Raw genomic sequence first — 14,629 nt, 5'->3', positions numbered from 1 at the left:
AATGCCCCCCATAATATGCAATATTTCAAGCCCGTCTATAGTGGTATCCCTTTTTAAAATTGTGCCTATGGCTTATAATAATCTTCAAAATATACATTTAGCCCTTGTCTGAAATAACTCAATTTTGGATTGATGAGAACGAAAACGCGCTGCGATAATCACGTTGTTCAGCCCTAATAACCGGCACAAGGGAGCCAATATTCCTGTACCACCAACGACTAAATAACGGTATTTCCTATCAATTTTGATCATATCCTCCACCCTTATTATTTTAAAATTTGTACATTTTATCAGCAAGATGTGCGCAGCAAACCCGTACATTTGCGCTGCTAAGTCTCCATGTACGGACTGCATTCTCAGACACAAAATCATCTTTAGCTGAAGCAACTTGATATTGCAGTGCCTGTCCATAAAGCATATGCACAATTAGTACCAAATATACACATGGCAGTGCGCATTTTTGGTTGTATTGTCATGAGAGAAAAGACCAAAAGCTTTATCTAAAAAGCATCATAATCTAAATTATCAAGAGCATTTTTCAATCCCCCTGAATAAGACCCGTGATAAACAGGGCTTGCAAGAATAACATCATCAGCGTCTGCGATTGTTTTGACAAATGTATACACTTTAGCATCGCAATGGTAATAACTTATAAAAACAACAACTTTTTTAAATGCCTCCTCAACGGCGTATGAATATAAGCACGTTTTTTCTCGTCATTTTTTAAGGTATTAAACTCTTCCAATCTACCGAGCTTACTCTTAAATTGAAGCCGAATGATTTTAATAAATCCATATTATTTTAAAATTCAATAAAGAATATTAAGACTACAATCAAAGGCACTTCTTTTCAATATTAAGCAAGTTTTGTAAGCTATATTGTTATCTCTATAGAAGCAAAACAGCCTCTATGGACGGTGAATAGCTATGCCTTCACAGCTAGTGCTTTACAAGCGCTTTTATAACACTCACTCTGCCCCAAACATAGGATTGCATTTTATTAAATAACCCACGCGCATATAATTAAAGATAGAAACGATTAAGCTTGCACCAATCATGCCAAGCCAATAGCCAATAAAGTCATATTCAAAAAAATGCGCCATTAGCGCTCCCCCCAATAGGCCTAACCCCCAATAACTTATTGCTACAACAATTGTTGACCAAAACGTATCAAACAAACCCACAAGTATGCCATTGAGCATAGCTCCTAAAGTGCCAAAAGCAAAAGACAATAAGATGAACGGAAGCAACTCCCAAGAGAAAACAACAACGCGTTCTGAAGAAATATTAAAGATGGTTGTAAGGATGAATCCATAAGAGAGATAAACAATCCCTGATAAAAACAAGACATAAGCTACAGCAAAAACTGTGACACTCATACGCAATTGTTTTAGAGCCATATTATTCCTATCTGCTCTATACCACGCTGCTATTGTCGCGGCTGCGCTGGAAATCCCCAAAGCCACCACAGAAATAAGCATATCGAGACGCATCCCTATCGTATGCGCGGCCAAAGATTCAACCCCATAAGCCGTAATCATAAATGCAATGACCGAAGGAAAGCCCTCCGCAATAAGAATACGTATACCAATGGGTAGCCCTACTCGCAGCAATTTTATTATTCGTGAAATCTCTAACTTTGGTCTCAAATAATTAAAGCGAAAAGAATGAAAAGCAGAATTGCGGGACAAAATTATTGCTGCTGCAATAACAATTAAAATACGGATCAAACTGCTCGCAATTCCTGCACCAAAGACACCTAATCCGCTTGCAGAACCTATACCAAAAATAAGCAGCCAAGAGATAAGAAAATTCACAAGGATAGCCGCAAGCATAACCCAGGTTAAGGGCTTTGGATTACCAATTGCTGACAGTAATCCCCGGCTATTTACATAAAGATAAAAAAACACCACCCCTATAGCAGCGCCACGATTATATTCTTGCGCTATAGTAGCAATTGCCTCATCTTGTCCGAGAAGACACAAAATATTCCTCGTGTTGAGTAAAATGATCGCACTCATCATTCCAATCAAAAGGGAAAGCCATATTCCTTGATCAAACCATGCCTTTAATGCATATCTATCTTGTCTGCGAAAACTTTCCGCAAGTTTTGGTGCAACCGCGGTAATAATACCTAGCCCAAGCAACATAACAAAACTAAATATACTCAGAGCTAACATTGTACCACTCAAGGCTTGCACGCCTAAATGCGCTACAAGCGCTGCATCTGTGAAGGAAATCATCATCTGAGAGATAAACCCTATAGCCAGTGGCATGCCAAGAGATAGCAATTGCTTCATCACAACAAACATTGTGAAATACCCTTCCATATTGAAAGGTGTATTAAGATCGGATCTTTTAAACAAAACACATTGATTTTTTCCGTAAAGCCTTTCCATCGCAAGTCTTGCCTAAAGGATGCATAATGAGAACGCATTACGGTAAGAGGAGATGCCCAGTTCTTAAAAGAGAAGCGCAATGCGCCTTTATTGGTTTTTTGGACTTTATGCCATGCGTTTTTTTTGTACAATATTATGCCCCCAAGCAACTACAGTCATTGATAAAAGATCCTCAGCGAGCCGTTTGTTCGTCTTGTATATCCATTTTTAGTATTTTTAATCAAACTTTTTGGTACTGCAAGTAATACACCTGTGCTAACCTTTGCTTATTCGCTGCTTACATACGTAAAAAACAAAGCCGACCAAGTTGTCAAAAAACACAGGCATTAGCATTTTTACAATCCATTGTGCCTATACACCGATTAAAACAGCTATTAATTTCGACTAAATCCATATAAGATGACCCACACACTATTTTTTCCTGTGTCTTTATGTAAGTCATAGGCAAGTCCCTATTCAACTGTATCTTCACTCTCAAACCTCCTCGTCTTTATTAACTTTTTATCAGTATAAAGCCAAGCCAAATTAAGCGGGATAATTAAACATATACAAACCAAGGCGAAACAAAAAGCTGCTTCTATACAAACATTGTTTGCCAACCAACCAATCAGCACAAGCGCTAAAATACCAAAAATACGAGCAAGAAAACTAACAATGGATAAAACCGTATTTGCATTCTTTTGTTGAATATGTTTAAAAAATTCTGCTTCAAACTGCGTTACGGGGACAGAAAAAAACTGTGAAATACGGTGAATAAAATAATGGGGCCCCAACTGTTTGCAACGAGAAGCAGAGCAAGCATAACAACAGCACTCAGGACTAGTGAATACAAAGTTATCGCCATAGGAGCGTATTTTTGCATAAAATATTTAATTACAAAGCGATTAAATAAGTATTTTACGAGAGTATAAGACACAAAGCACAGGCCAAGAATAAGAATTTTAGTCTTTCCTGTTGCATTGTCTAATACTCCTGTTTGTCCAAAAATAAAAGGTTGCCAAAAATGAAATACTGGCTGCAATGCAGCAACAATAAAACCACATATCAATATATAATATAACCCGATCTTTGAGGTAACTAAATAAGCAAAAGCTTCTGTTGCATGCAACAAAGAACCTGAGTCTATTGGCTGACTATCCGAAACGGATGCAATAGCTATCCCCGTCACCCGACTAAACAAGAATACAAGCACGAGAAACCCGAAAGAACAAAAATAATATGCTGACTGATAATTATCCATACACAAAACAATAAGAACACCTAGCGCACCAGCAACCATATTCATGAATGCCGCTAGTTCCCGTTTATAGGCGTTTACTTGGTGGTAGATCAAATTACCCTTGTAACCACCGCCGTCGATTAAGCCTTTAATCCATGTGCTATCAGCGCCAGAACATAAAGCAAAGCCTAAAGCATAAATAATTTCTGCCAGAATTAAGACAAAAAAATTAGGCGCGTAGATACATAAAAAGAAAAAGAGCGAAAAAAAGAAACATGATAAGATAACATTTTTTTTAACGCCAATTTTATCTCCTAAAATCCCACAAGGCACTTCAAAAATACAAATAGCTGCGCTAAACACAATTTGTAATAAAGCTAACTGTGTTATACTAACGCCCATAGACAAGAAAAAAAGCATGGAAAGAATCTGTAATCAGCCGACCCCCACTCATTGCCGCACAGCCATAGAGCAACTTTTTAACTTCATAATCTATCGTCATTAATATATCCAAAAGCTATAAAGCTGGCGTTTTTTCTGCCGCCAGCTTTATATATTTTAAAATCTCAATTCAGAAGGGCACATCGAGCAGCCATTTTCTGCTCACTTACTCGGGCTTTGAGCGTAGCAACATCAACACGCTTAATTTTAATTTTTTTCAGTGGATTATACATATTTTTAGTTTTCATAACTTTACCCCCCGTATTAAATGAAAACAATTAAATTTAACATGAAGTGTACATTATAGCTACCTTTTGTCAATTTATTATCTTGATATAAAAAGCTTTGCTCTCCCCCTCACCCACGTTAAGTATTTCATGCACCAATCATTCTGCAACAACCACCGCAGCACTTGGAAACTCATGCGCCCCTTCGGGCAAAGTACGCTTATATTCACGCCAATTTATCACCGGCTGGTCGTTAAACGCAACGCTCGTTTGCAGTGCAGCAAAATGCGCTTTACCGCATTTAATCTTCAGTAATTCTTTAAGGCGCAAATCAAACTCGCTATTCGTTCCTTTTGTTTCCAGTACAAAATAAAGCTTTTGCGCGCCATCTCACTCTAAAAAACCGCCCAATCAGGCGTATAAGAACCAATGGGAGTGGCTATTTTTAAATTTCTTGGCAGTTTAAAAAACAATCTTACATCAGAGTCATTATCGAGATTTTGCGCAAACTCTTTCTCCACACTGCTTTCATAAACCACATGATCATACACACTCTTCTCACTCACAACAGCTGTACGCTCTAAATTTGCCACAAGCTCTTCACTGGTAAAAAGCTCTTGCACACTATATTCTTGCCCGACCAGCTTTAAATATTTAATGCCATCAATTGTAAGATTAACATAGGTTTTATTGAGTATTTCTTCTATGCACTCTAAAAAAGCTTGTGGATTTTTCACAAACTCATGCTCACGACCACTCTTTGTCAAAATACCAATAATTGTCTTTGCGGTTAATTTCAGCTTTAAGGTCAAATAATGTACAATGTTCGGCAGTGCACAAAAACTATAATCAAGCGCACTCTGCTTTAATAACTGCTCTTCATAGGTCACACCAGCACTATCCAGTTCTATCTCTGCTGTCTGATAAACCAAATGCGCGGGCGCAACTGGTGCCATTTTTTCCACTGCATCCACTGCTTTGGCAACAAACTCTGTGCGATCAAGCTTTGCACGATAAGTGGTCTTTTTATTGATCTTCTCCCACAAGGACAAAAACTCTGACGAATCCACTGTTTGCTTTTTAAGCTTAACCCGCACTTCGCGCGTAGCATTACGAATAATCGGCATGGCTTGGCTCGCTTCTAGCGCCTGCAGCACAGCCTGCTTTTGCCCTTTACTAAAACGTTCACTTAAATCTAACGTCCCAGTCGCCCATTGCGCTTTTAATGTATCTGTGATTTTTCCTGCTGATGTAAGCAAGGCTTTTTCACGCAACTCAACCAATATATCAGCAGCCTCTTGCGAAGACAGAATCTTTGCTTCCGTCACAGCTGTCATATAAATCAGATCTTGCAGTATCTCAACATTAATAAGCGCGCCCGCATCAGTTTTTTTCACAATTTCTTGACGCAATTCGCGTGGCATTTCCTCCGCGCCTATAGCATCAAATTCGCTCGCTACTAAATTTTGATCTACTTTAACGACACCCGCCTCATCAATAAAATCTTTTGCAACAAGTATTTTAACAATTTTTTGTGCTTGCGATACTTCCACTTTAGCAGCCACATATTTTACATCTTCATAAATACGGACAACCAAATGCTCCATCTGCAATGTACCAAGTTTATAACCAATATCCGCCTCTAATTCTTTTTGCAATGTACTCACAAACTCAGCAAAGCTTTCATTCACCATGACATGCAGCACATTTATATCTTTATTTTCTACCGGTTCACCTTGTTGGTTTACGCATAAGCGCAAACCGCGACCAATCTTTTGCCGTGCGGTAAAATTCGATTTTTGTTCAATCAACATACACACTTGAAACACATTCGGATTATCCCAGCCTTCTCTCAAGGACGAATGCGAAAAGATAAAACGCAAGGGGCATGCAAAAGATAATAACCACTCCTTATCGCGCATAATCGTGTTATAAGTGTCATCATCAGCTTGGCTGTCGCCCTTTGTATCCTTATACACGCCTTTCTTGTCTTGCGAGAAATAACCGCCGTGCACGTTTCGAATATTTTGCGCAAACTTAGTTCGCAAGGAGGCATATTTCTTTTTCGCCAACAGCTCTTCATAACATTCTTCAAACATACGCTCATAAAGTGCTGGCTCTTCATCAGAGCTACGATATTTAGCCACCTCATCAATAAAAAAAAGTGATAAAACTTTAATCCCTAAAGGCACAAGCCGCAATTCCTTATCTAAATGTGTTTCTATAGTGCGATAAATTTGTGCGCGTTTAAGCTCTATTGTATTCACATCACCAAGTGCGTGGCCAAATTTGACAATTTCAGTATCAGAAAACTCAACAGCTTCATCCCCCGCCATGCAATTGATACCCGAAACAATATAGCCCTTATAAAGCTCACGTCCGCCCGTAACGCGATACAGATCATCTCCGTCTCACTGTAACTGTTTTGCGGCTCACCGTGCCATTCTTTCCCGCAATATCCAACTCTAAGCGCGCCTTAAAGCCATGTTTGTGTGATACGGATTTCAAGGCAATATAGGAACGGTTAAAATCTTGCTCTATCTGATTAGAAGAAACACAAATTTGCTTTACCAGTCCTTTTTGATAAGCATCAACAGGTGTTAAACGATATAAAAGATTAATCTCATCTTTATGCGTGGCACTATAGCGGAAAACACAAAGCGGGTTAAGGCTCGCAATAGCCTCCTTCGCTTTTGCTGTATTATCCACCGATTGCGGTTCATCTATGATCACAATCGGTTTTGTGTCTTGGATATAGCGCATAGCGCTTTCGCCATTCAGTCTATCTTGCGGAAGGTTGATAATATTTTCTGCTTTTTAAATGCATCAATATTGATAATCATAATTTCAATATTGCTAGAGCTTGCAAATTGGCGAATTTGCGAAAGATCTTTTGAATTATAAATAAAATAACGATAGGGCAGATTATCAAACTCTGCTTGAAAATGCTCCCTTGTTACCTGAAGTGATTTATATACCCCTTCGCGAATAGCAACACTTGGTACGACAATAATAAATTTGGTAAAGCCATAGCGTTGATTTAACTCAAAAATCGTCTTGCTATAGACATAAATTTTGCCTGTTCCCGTTTCCATCTCAATAGAAAACTGCTTTTGCTCTAGCGTCTAACTCGCCAAGAGTTTATTGTTCTGTTGCACCTCTCGTAAATTTGCTAATATGCTTTCATCACTGATCAATAATTGATTACCATAACCAAATTCATTTAACGCTAATTGTCCTTGTTCTGAATGCAAAGAAAAAGAAGAATTCCGTTGTGGCTGGCCTTTAAACAAATCAATGACGCTTTTAACCGCATCATTTTGAAATTCTTGTTGTTTAAATTTAAGTCTCATATCGCCGCCTCAAGATTCCCATCTTCAATCTCATGGAGGATAATAGAAAGGAAAACACTAGAAAGTTACATGATAGCATATTTGCAAACTCCCATATGCACGTGGACAGTGGCACACCCTCCCCTCAATTAGTGCAGAAATGACGTCGCTCTTGGTACTGGACGCGTTACGTCGGTGCTAACCTTCTCTATTTTTTTGCAGAACAGAAAGCGCGTATCAGGCTCTCTAGCCATACTTAGAGTACGCAAAATTATTCATCACTCTACAACACCTTAAGCGCGCAATTTTATGTTTTGTATTAAAGGATTTTTGCTTTCAAAATATACGAACAACATCACACAAAGTAGAATAAACAAGCTGCCTCCAACATTAAACCAAACCTTGTCTGTAACCAGCGCTGTTCCACCGAAACAGTTAACAATAGCGTGGACAAAAAAAGGCGCACACGCATAAAATTTAGAGCGCGTAACAACCCCACGATACGCCAAGCATGTATTGAAAATATGCATGAGTATGACGCTCATTAAAGCACACAAAAAAATACTCGCTTGCGTCCAGGAATAAAAAATTACATATTCACTGGCTAATAACCTAGATCGAATAGGCCAGCCATTATAAACAAGGAAAGGCCCTAGCGCCTTATAAGCTAATTCGCATAAACCCCAGCCTATGCCAATATTCAGCGGCAAACGCCACAACAAACTAGGCGAGCACCGATAAAACTTAGTAACTAACCAACGACGCATAGCTTCTTCTGCTACAACAAAAAAAACCGAAAATGTTAAAAATAAAAAAACAAGCGCCAGCCCCTGCTCTGCACGACTCTTGGTTTCAACAATACTCATCATATAAAGCGTTTTTATTACAGATTGCTCCCAAAAAGCAATAAACCCGAAAGCAATGCAGCTAGCAACAAACCATCCCACAGCACCAGCGACAACCAATTTGAACTTCAGAAAATGATGAAACACACATAGAAGAAAAACAACGCCAAGCACTTGCAGCAAACGTAAGGCATCAAGTTTATGTTCTGTTTCCGAGTAACGCCATACTAACAGAACAATCACCCCAAAAACTATGCCGCTCAACAGAACATTTATCCAACTAAATGTAGAGCGAAAAAAATTATAAATGACAGCGCCATAAATAAGTCCCGCGAGAAGCGAAGTAATAAATAAAACCAACATTATTATGCCCCCTCATTTACTACAGCGTAACTGCTATTTTTCTTCATGGATAATCTGTCTTGCACAAAATCATAAATTTGCCGCATAAGAGCAAACATAAGAATAGTAGCGATTGTATAATGCCCAATTGCAAGAAGTTCTGGCTCAGCGGCCCGCCATGAAAAGCGCGCCCAAGCCGCCAAGCATTGTAAAAGCAGGATAAGAACAAAAAAACGCCATTTCTTGTCAAGGCAAACCACAAGCATTAAAAAAGTTGATAAAAGATTCAGACCTATAATAAACGTATAATATATTACCGTCTCAAGTAAAGAAAGTAAGGCGTCCCTATCAAGACTAAAGGCTCCTTTTAGGATTTTCACAGTTTCTGGTAGAGATGTAAGCAGTGCAAGCCCTATAGCAGCCCCCCAAATCCCCATTCCCACGCCCAGTGCTGCCTCTACACCATTGCCATTATCTTCTGCCACCCAATGAGAGAGCAAAAAAAACTGCATAATCGCCATGCCTATAGGGAATAGACCAACAGCAAAAACAATATTAGGCGTACTATAAGCAGAAAAATCAAAAATTAAACTACCTATCATACGCATAAAGCCGTATAGAAAAAAAATCAAAAGCACATAACAACCAGCGCTTGCCCCAATAATCGCCTTCGTGCCTTTAAACGCTTTAACCAAAGAGAGTAACCAGCGGTACCCCAATATAAGCGAAAGCACCAAAACATAATAAGGAAAATAACTCACAGCGCCATAAACATAAAGAAAAACAAGACACAAAACAACGAGCAAGAAAACCAAATGTTCAACCAATGTTTTTTTCTTCATCAAAGGAAAAATAATCAGCACCAGACAAAAAACAGCGCCGATAACAGATAATGTCAATTTGTCAAGCATTATTGCAAGCCTCAGAAATAGAATTTATTAATATTGCGTAGTCTGAAGAAATGTCAAACATAAACAAAAGACCAACCGCAAAATGAATTACAAAAGGCAGATAGGAATAGACCTTGCGCTTATCTTGGAAACCAAGATACATAAAGCGCGTATTTACAACATGCATCAATACAATCATGCCCGCGGCAATAAGATAGCTGATCGCTTGTGGACAAGATTCAAATGCGACATAGCCCGCCATTTGTGGCGCCCTATCAACACGGTAATTCAAGTAAAGAAAAAGAGCTGGGAGGGTCTTATAGCATAAGTCTAGAACACCCCAGCCCAGCCCGAAATAAAGGACCTCACGCGCAGCTAATTCTGGCTTATATACGCGAAGCAACCACAAACGCAAAAGCTCCGCAGTTAAAACTGATATCAAAAGGATAAAAAAGGGATAGTTTGCAGCAACCCCACTCATGTAATGCACCACCTGCTGCTGGCTATTATTAGCAGCAGACAAAGCAGGCAATGGCAACAAAGAGCTCAAATATACAAAACCTGCCCCAATACACAAGGCAGCAACTGCACCACAGAATCCAAGAACTAAATATTTATATAAGTAGTGCTCGTACAGAATTAAAAGCATGCCAAGATAACATACCAAAAGCAAAGATAAGTCTGTAAGCCCACTTTCACTATGTGGATAAGCGAAGATGATAGCGCAGGAAAGGCCAGCTAGCCCCCCCAAAATGATGCGCTCGCCCAACAAGCCATTGTTTTTAAGGAGACGAGGGCTGAAACTTATCCCAAAACTAAGCAGCATTCCAAAAATTAAGTCAGACATATAATTTCCTTAAAGCGCCTTGCCCTCCCAAGCATACCAAGATATTATTGCGGGAGAAAAACTCCCTGCTAAGAGGCTGATAGTGTACCCCTTAGCAAGGCCTTTACCTTGTTAAAAAAGCCAGGTCAAACAATAATTTCACCACTTAGAGCGAGCACAATCCCAACCAGCTTTAGCAATACCCGCGGCTGCGCCACGGGACCCTGCCTACTATTGCTCCAGAAACTGCCCCTCCTGGGTTGGCTGCTCTAGGCTTTAGGATAACCCAAAGAACTATAGCCTTCTGTCTTCTCACTCAGTTTTCTTTTTAAACGGGTTAATCACGCTAAGCTTGACACTCTTTGATTTAATGTAACGCACGTACATATAATAAACAGCAGACAGCAAACAAAGCCACTTTATAACCATTACATAGTTATCGTCTGTATGAACAAACGCTATAGAATAAGAAACAAAGAGGCTAAAAAACAGCTCTGCAAGAACATCAAGGACCAACCAATAATATTTCTTTGTAGTAACAAAGAGAACCATCAAAAATGTCAAAAAAACCTGGCCCATTAGAATAGCAAAACCAAGCACCGCATAATCAAACATTTTTTTCACTGTCTCCCTGTTTGCAAAACCTATCTGTTGATAGATTTCTCGAAGGTCTGATAAAAGCAGTGATGACACAAAAAAGATGCCTATGGCAAACCCACAACCAATGCAAATGCTTAAATCTAGCACGGACATAGATTTTTCCTTCAAAGCTTTAGCAATTAGGACATAGCGAGCCCCCTCTATCATCAACGGAATAATGAAAAGCAGATAAATATAGCTCGAAAGCTGCAGATCAAAAAAATCTAACAGAAGGTCATCACTCATAACCATAAAACCAGCTGCGATGAAAAAAATGGGGCAACTTGCGATAATGGCCAAACTAAAGCACTTTATATTGTTTACTATATTGGGTATAAATTCAATGCAAAAAGAAAGAAAGAACATAATTATAATAACATGAGGAGATGTTATCGGCACACCGACTATATACTCAAAGGCATACATGAGAGGAGGAACAACCAATGCCGCCACTATGAATGCAACCATGTTTTCCCTGCCTAACATGCTTTTTCCATTAATAGCAATAGTTTTGAGGAATAGATACAATATGCCAAACCACAGACAAAAATAAACGAGCACTAAACCAAACGCGCCCATAGCTCCTCCTGTGCAATATTCCAAACATAAAGGTGGCACCTTTTACAGTACCACCGTTCTAGGCTTTAGGATAACCCAAAGAACTACATCAAAAGCGCATCAACATCCCACGACCTGAATTAGCAATAGATTGACCCAACAACTGTGTGCCACACTGAGCAGCAGCCACAGCATAACCAGTATAACCGCCTATGATGCCTCCGAACTTATCGCCTACACCTTGCGCAAAGCTTCCTACGGTCATGCCAACCATAGGATTACGCGCTGCCAATCCTACGACAACACCACTCGCAATGCCAACGTGACCACCATACTTGTCACCAAACGCACTACCAGAGTTATATTTGCTACTAAAATTATCGGCACTGCAATAATCGTGCGAACTACTTGAACTTCCCATTTATTTTCTCCAATTTAGTGTATAAATAAATCCCCCAAGGTTACTTATGTTCCCGCGCCAGAATGGCTTACCCATAATCAACCACCGAAACACCCCCTAGAGATATGAATGCACTTTCATGCAAGTTCATGTTTATAATATATAGTTGACAAAACCAAGAGTATTGTGTCAAAAATATGGCATATTTTAGTAAATTTATGCTTACTTATTTTATGTGTTTAAACTTAATGGTTTATATTATGAGCAATAATAATGAAAGTCAAATAAGATGCTCTTGGTTTACAAAATATACTAAAAATATATAAATATACTGATAGAGATATTTATTGTTGCAATTGCAATCAGAATCATAGATTCAGTTGACCCATTTATATTTCAAGCGATTATTGATCGTATCATTCCGTTTTGGGCAAAATTTGAAAAAAATCATCCGTGCAAGGTCTCTGCTCCGTGACGGCTCACACGCAAAAAAGCTCGCCAAGCGCGGCTTTTAACCGCCTCACAAAACGCCAAAAATAAGAATTAGAAAAGTTGTAACAAGACAAATGGTACGGTTGGTGGGATTTGAACCTACGACCTCTGGTGCCACAAACCAGCGCTCTAACCAACTGAGCTACAACCGCACAAAAAACAAACGCATTATAACTGCTCACGATTTCGTAAACATTTATCCTTTGCTTATGTGACATAAGGAAGATCAACAAAGTTTGCAAGCCCCTTTAAACAAAACTCGCAATTTTTTGTGAAGAAAAAAGTGTTTTTTACAAAGGAAATTTTGCCCAATGCTCAAGACTATGATCACGATAGTTTTTTATGTTATCAACACCATCTTGGTGCATCATTTGCAAAATCTCTTTCAGAATAGTTATGGCAAGATTTGGACCTTCATAAATCATCCCACTGTATAATTGAATCAAATCTGCACCAGCTTTTACTTTTTCCAAAGCGGTTTCAGCATCCTTTACACCGCCAACGCCGATAATTGCAATCTCCTTCCCTAACTTTTGACGCATTTTTGCAAGCACAATAGTAGAACGTTCAAAAAGTGGACGTCCAGAAAGCCCTCCCTTTTCATTGCTGAGGTGACTATTGTTAAGACCTTGGCGTGAAAGAGTCGTATTGGAAACAATGAGTCCATCAAAATCAGAAAGTTTTATTTCTTCAGCAATATCATCCAATTCTTTCTCTGATAAATCGGAAGCAATCTTTAAAAAAATGGGAATGGAAAATCCATGCTTTTTCTCTTGCTCATTTCGCGCTTGCGAAACTGCACTCAACAAAAGATGCAAACTGTCACGGACCTGTAAATCACGTAAACCTGGTGTATTAGGAGAAGAAATATTAACCGTAAAATAATCAGCAACATCATAAAAATGAGCAATACCAACAGTATAATCATCAATCTTATCGACCGTATCCTTATTGGCTCCAATGTTGACTCCTACAACACCAGTTTTTTTACGCGCACGCAATCTGTTGTAAACAACTTGATGTCCATCATTATTAAAACCCATTCTATTAATAATCGCTTCATCTTCTTTTAAACGAAAAAGCCGTGGTTTAGGATTTCCAATCTGAGGCTTTGGTGTCACTGTCCCAATTTCAGTAAAACCAAATCCTAACCGAAAAATACCATCTACAACCTCTGCATTTTTATCAAACCCCGCTGCGAGACCAATAAAATTTTCAAACTCAAGTCCTGCAATAGTTACACACAATCGTTTATCGACAACCTTTTGACAACCATTTAATCCACTTTTCAGCCCGAGAATCGCTAAACCGTGTGCTTGCTCTGGATCCAACATAAATAAGGCAGAACGGCCAATACAACGAAAAAAACTCATCAATTCTTCTCCACAACATAAAAATGATCCATCGCACCTCACCTCTACCTTTTAACATAAAAGATTACCAATCAAAGAGAGCATATTATCCAAATAATATTCCCCTTCTAGAAGAAAACTCATCACATAATAGCCATACATGTTTATATTGGTTATACTATGTAAAGAATTTTTTATTCTTAAAAAATGTTTCTCTTTTTCGACATTTTTTAAAGATTAAAATATGAATCCTAATATTATAAAATGCAGCATGAATTGAAACATCAAAGGCTCTTCACCATAGTCATGGTTTTGTAACGTCTCATGAAAGCAAGCTCATAATTCTCTTAAAAATGCAGGCAAATTATCTCTATTCCCAAAGTTCCTTTGTGTAATATCGTTTCCAATAGAAACAGAGTTTGCTTTATAAAGCTATTTTTTCCTAGCATTTATAGAATACATGGTTCATAAAGTCATCTAAATTCATACTATTGTTGCACCATTTATTAGTAACAGAATGTTCAATCAATTTGTACTCTATTGATAAAATTTTGAGGAATCTGCGTTGTTTCCTTTGCCATTTCTGATGCGTTAAATACAATTCTGCATCTATTAAGTGCTCTGTCTAACATATGTTTCAAGTAATGACAGTTGATCATTGAACTCAC

Annotated in this window: 16 protein-coding genes and 1 tRNA gene; all 17 read right to left on the bottom strand. The window is 38.6% G+C overall.

Annotated elements, in window-relative coordinates; translation table 11 throughout:
- Positions 1–84: 84 nt before the first annotated feature.
- Complete coding sequence (locus tag ACFIJW_RS05120) at positions 85–252, bottom strand: hypothetical protein (RefSeq protein ID WP_375633528.1); 168 nt, start codon at positions 250–252, stop codon at positions 85–87.
- A 248-nt stretch (positions 253–500) separates the two neighbouring features.
- Complete coding sequence (locus tag ACFIJW_RS05115) at positions 501–626, bottom strand: NADPH-dependent FMN reductase (protein ID WP_375633527.1); 126 nt, start codon at positions 624–626, stop codon at positions 501–503.
- A gap of 341 nt (positions 627–967) precedes the next feature.
- A complete protein-coding gene (locus ACFIJW_RS05110) occupies positions 968–2,311 on the bottom strand; it encodes an MATE family efflux transporter (protein WP_375633526.1) in 1,344 nt (447 codons plus the stop codon).
- A gap of 805 nt (positions 2,312–3,116) precedes the next feature.
- On the bottom strand, positions 3,117–4,025 hold the full coding sequence (locus ACFIJW_RS05105; RefSeq protein WP_375633525.1) for an MFS transporter: 909 nt from the start codon (positions 4,023–4,025) through the stop codon (positions 3,117–3,119).
- Between the two features lie 158 nt (positions 4,026–4,183).
- Positions 4,184–4,306, bottom strand: a complete 123-nt coding sequence (locus tag ACFIJW_RS05100) for a hypothetical protein (RefSeq protein ID WP_375633524.1) — start codon at positions 4,304–4,306, stop codon at positions 4,184–4,186.
- Positions 4,307–4,444: 138 nt separating this feature from the next.
- A complete protein-coding gene (locus ACFIJW_RS05095; protein ID WP_375633523.1) occupies positions 4,445–4,615 on the bottom strand; it encodes a hypothetical protein in 171 nt (56 codons plus the stop codon).
- 65 nt (positions 4,616–4,680) lie between these two features.
- Complete coding sequence (locus ACFIJW_RS05090) at positions 4,681–6,621, bottom strand: hypothetical protein (RefSeq protein ID WP_375633522.1); 1,941 nt, start codon at positions 6,619–6,621, stop codon at positions 4,681–4,683.
- 64 nt (positions 6,622–6,685) lie between these two features.
- On the bottom strand, positions 6,686–7,048 hold the full coding sequence (locus ACFIJW_RS05085) for a hypothetical protein (RefSeq protein ID WP_375633521.1): 363 nt from the start codon (positions 7,046–7,048) through the stop codon (positions 6,686–6,688).
- 14 nt (positions 7,049–7,062) lie between these two features.
- Positions 7,063–7,380 carry a DEAD/DEAH box helicase family protein gene (locus ACFIJW_RS05080; protein WP_375633520.1) on the bottom strand — a complete coding sequence of 106 codons (318 nt, stop codon included), beginning with the start codon at positions 7,378–7,380 and terminating at the stop codon, positions 7,063–7,065.
- A 30-nt stretch (positions 7,381–7,410) separates the two neighbouring features.
- Positions 7,411–7,638, bottom strand: coding sequence for a hypothetical protein (locus tag ACFIJW_RS05075; RefSeq protein WP_375633519.1), 228 nt, complete (start codon positions 7,636–7,638; stop codon positions 7,411–7,413).
- Positions 7,639–7,910: 272 nt separating this feature from the next.
- Positions 7,911–8,825: a hypothetical protein gene (locus tag ACFIJW_RS05070; protein WP_375633518.1), complete on the bottom strand. Its 915-nt coding sequence runs from the start codon at positions 8,823–8,825 to the stop codon at positions 7,911–7,913.
- 2 nt (positions 8,826–8,827) lie between these two features.
- Complete coding sequence (locus ACFIJW_RS05065) at positions 8,828–9,715, bottom strand: hypothetical protein (RefSeq protein WP_375633517.1); 888 nt, start codon at positions 9,713–9,715, stop codon at positions 8,828–8,830.
- A complete protein-coding gene (locus ACFIJW_RS05060; protein ID WP_375633516.1) occupies positions 9,708–10,541 on the bottom strand; it encodes a hypothetical protein in 834 nt (277 codons plus the stop codon). Before ACFIJW_RS05060 ends, ACFIJW_RS05065 begins: the two co-directional genes overlap by 8 nt.
- A gap of 291 nt (positions 10,542–10,832) precedes the next feature.
- Positions 10,833–11,738, bottom strand: coding sequence for a hypothetical protein (locus ACFIJW_RS05055; protein WP_375633515.1), 906 nt, complete (start codon positions 11,736–11,738; stop codon positions 10,833–10,835).
- Between the two features lie 88 nt (positions 11,739–11,826).
- The gene (locus tag ACFIJW_RS05050) at positions 11,827–12,138 is read right to left on the bottom strand and encodes a hypothetical protein (RefSeq protein WP_375633514.1); all 312 of its coding nucleotides are present in this window, start codon (positions 12,136–12,138) and stop codon (positions 11,827–11,829) included.
- A 546-nt stretch (positions 12,139–12,684) separates the two neighbouring features.
- Positions 12,685–12,761 (bottom strand) — tRNA-His (locus tag ACFIJW_RS05045).
- Between the two features lie 138 nt (positions 12,762–12,899).
- Positions 12,900–13,982 (bottom strand): quinone-dependent dihydroorotate dehydrogenase, encoded by a 1,083-nt coding sequence (locus tag ACFIJW_RS05040; protein WP_375633513.1) that lies wholly within the window; start codon positions 13,980–13,982, stop codon positions 12,900–12,902.
- Positions 13,983–14,629 lie beyond the last annotated feature (647 nt).

Source organism: Bartonella sp. MM97QHHN (genome assembly GCF_042194285.1).
GTDB lineage: Bacteria > Pseudomonadota > Alphaproteobacteria > Rhizobiales > Rhizobiaceae > Bartonella.
Note: the sequence above shows the minus strand (reverse complement) of the source record. Positions and strands in the feature narration are given on the sequence as shown.

Excerpts from the sequence above, each read along its gene's own strand:
- ACFIJW_RS05080 (WP_375633520.1), bottom strand. The coding sequence starts at position 7,380 with ATGGAAACGGGAACAGGCAAAATTTATGTCTATAGCAAGACGATTTTT.
- ACFIJW_RS05040 (WP_375633513.1), bottom strand. The coding sequence starts at position 13,982 with ATGAGTTTTTTTCGTTGTATTGGCCGTTCTGCCTTATTTATGTTGGAT.
- ACFIJW_RS05085 (WP_375633521.1), bottom strand. The coding sequence starts at position 7,048 with ATGCGCTATATCCAAGACACAAAACCGATTGTGATCATAGATGAACCG.
- ACFIJW_RS05070 (WP_375633518.1), bottom strand. The coding sequence starts at position 8,825 with ATGTTGGTTTTATTTATTACTTCGCTTCTCGCGGGACTTATTTATGGC.
- ACFIJW_RS05120 (WP_375633528.1), bottom strand. The coding sequence starts at position 252 with ATGATCAAAATTGATAGGAAATACCGTTATTTAGTCGTTGGTGGTACA.
- ACFIJW_RS05050 (WP_375633514.1), bottom strand. The coding sequence starts at position 12,138 with ATGGGAAGTTCAAGTAGTTCGCACGATTATTGCAGTGCCGATAATTTT.
- ACFIJW_RS05060 (WP_375633516.1), bottom strand. The coding sequence starts at position 10,541 with ATGTCTGACTTAATTTTTGGAATGCTGCTTAGTTTTGGGATAAGTTTC.
- ACFIJW_RS05075 (WP_375633519.1), bottom strand. The coding sequence starts at position 7,638 with ATGAGACTTAAATTTAAACAACAAGAATTTCAAAATGATGCGGTTAAA.
- ACFIJW_RS05065 (WP_375633517.1), bottom strand. The coding sequence starts at position 9,715 with ATGCTTGACAAATTGACATTATCTGTTATCGGCGCTGTTTTTTGTCTG.
- ACFIJW_RS05090 (WP_375633522.1), bottom strand. The coding sequence starts at position 6,621 with ATGGCGGGGGATGAAGCTGTTGAGTTTTCTGATACTGAAATTGTCAAA.
- ACFIJW_RS05055 (WP_375633515.1), bottom strand. The coding sequence starts at position 11,738 with ATGGGCGCGTTTGGTTTAGTGCTCGTTTATTTTTGTCTGTGGTTTGGC.
- ACFIJW_RS05100 (WP_375633524.1), bottom strand. The coding sequence starts at position 4,306 with ATGAAAACTAAAAATATGTATAATCCACTGAAAAAAATTAAAATTAAG.
- ACFIJW_RS05110 (WP_375633526.1), bottom strand. The coding sequence starts at position 2,311 with ATGTTTGTTGTGATGAAGCAATTGCTATCTCTTGGCATGCCACTGGCT.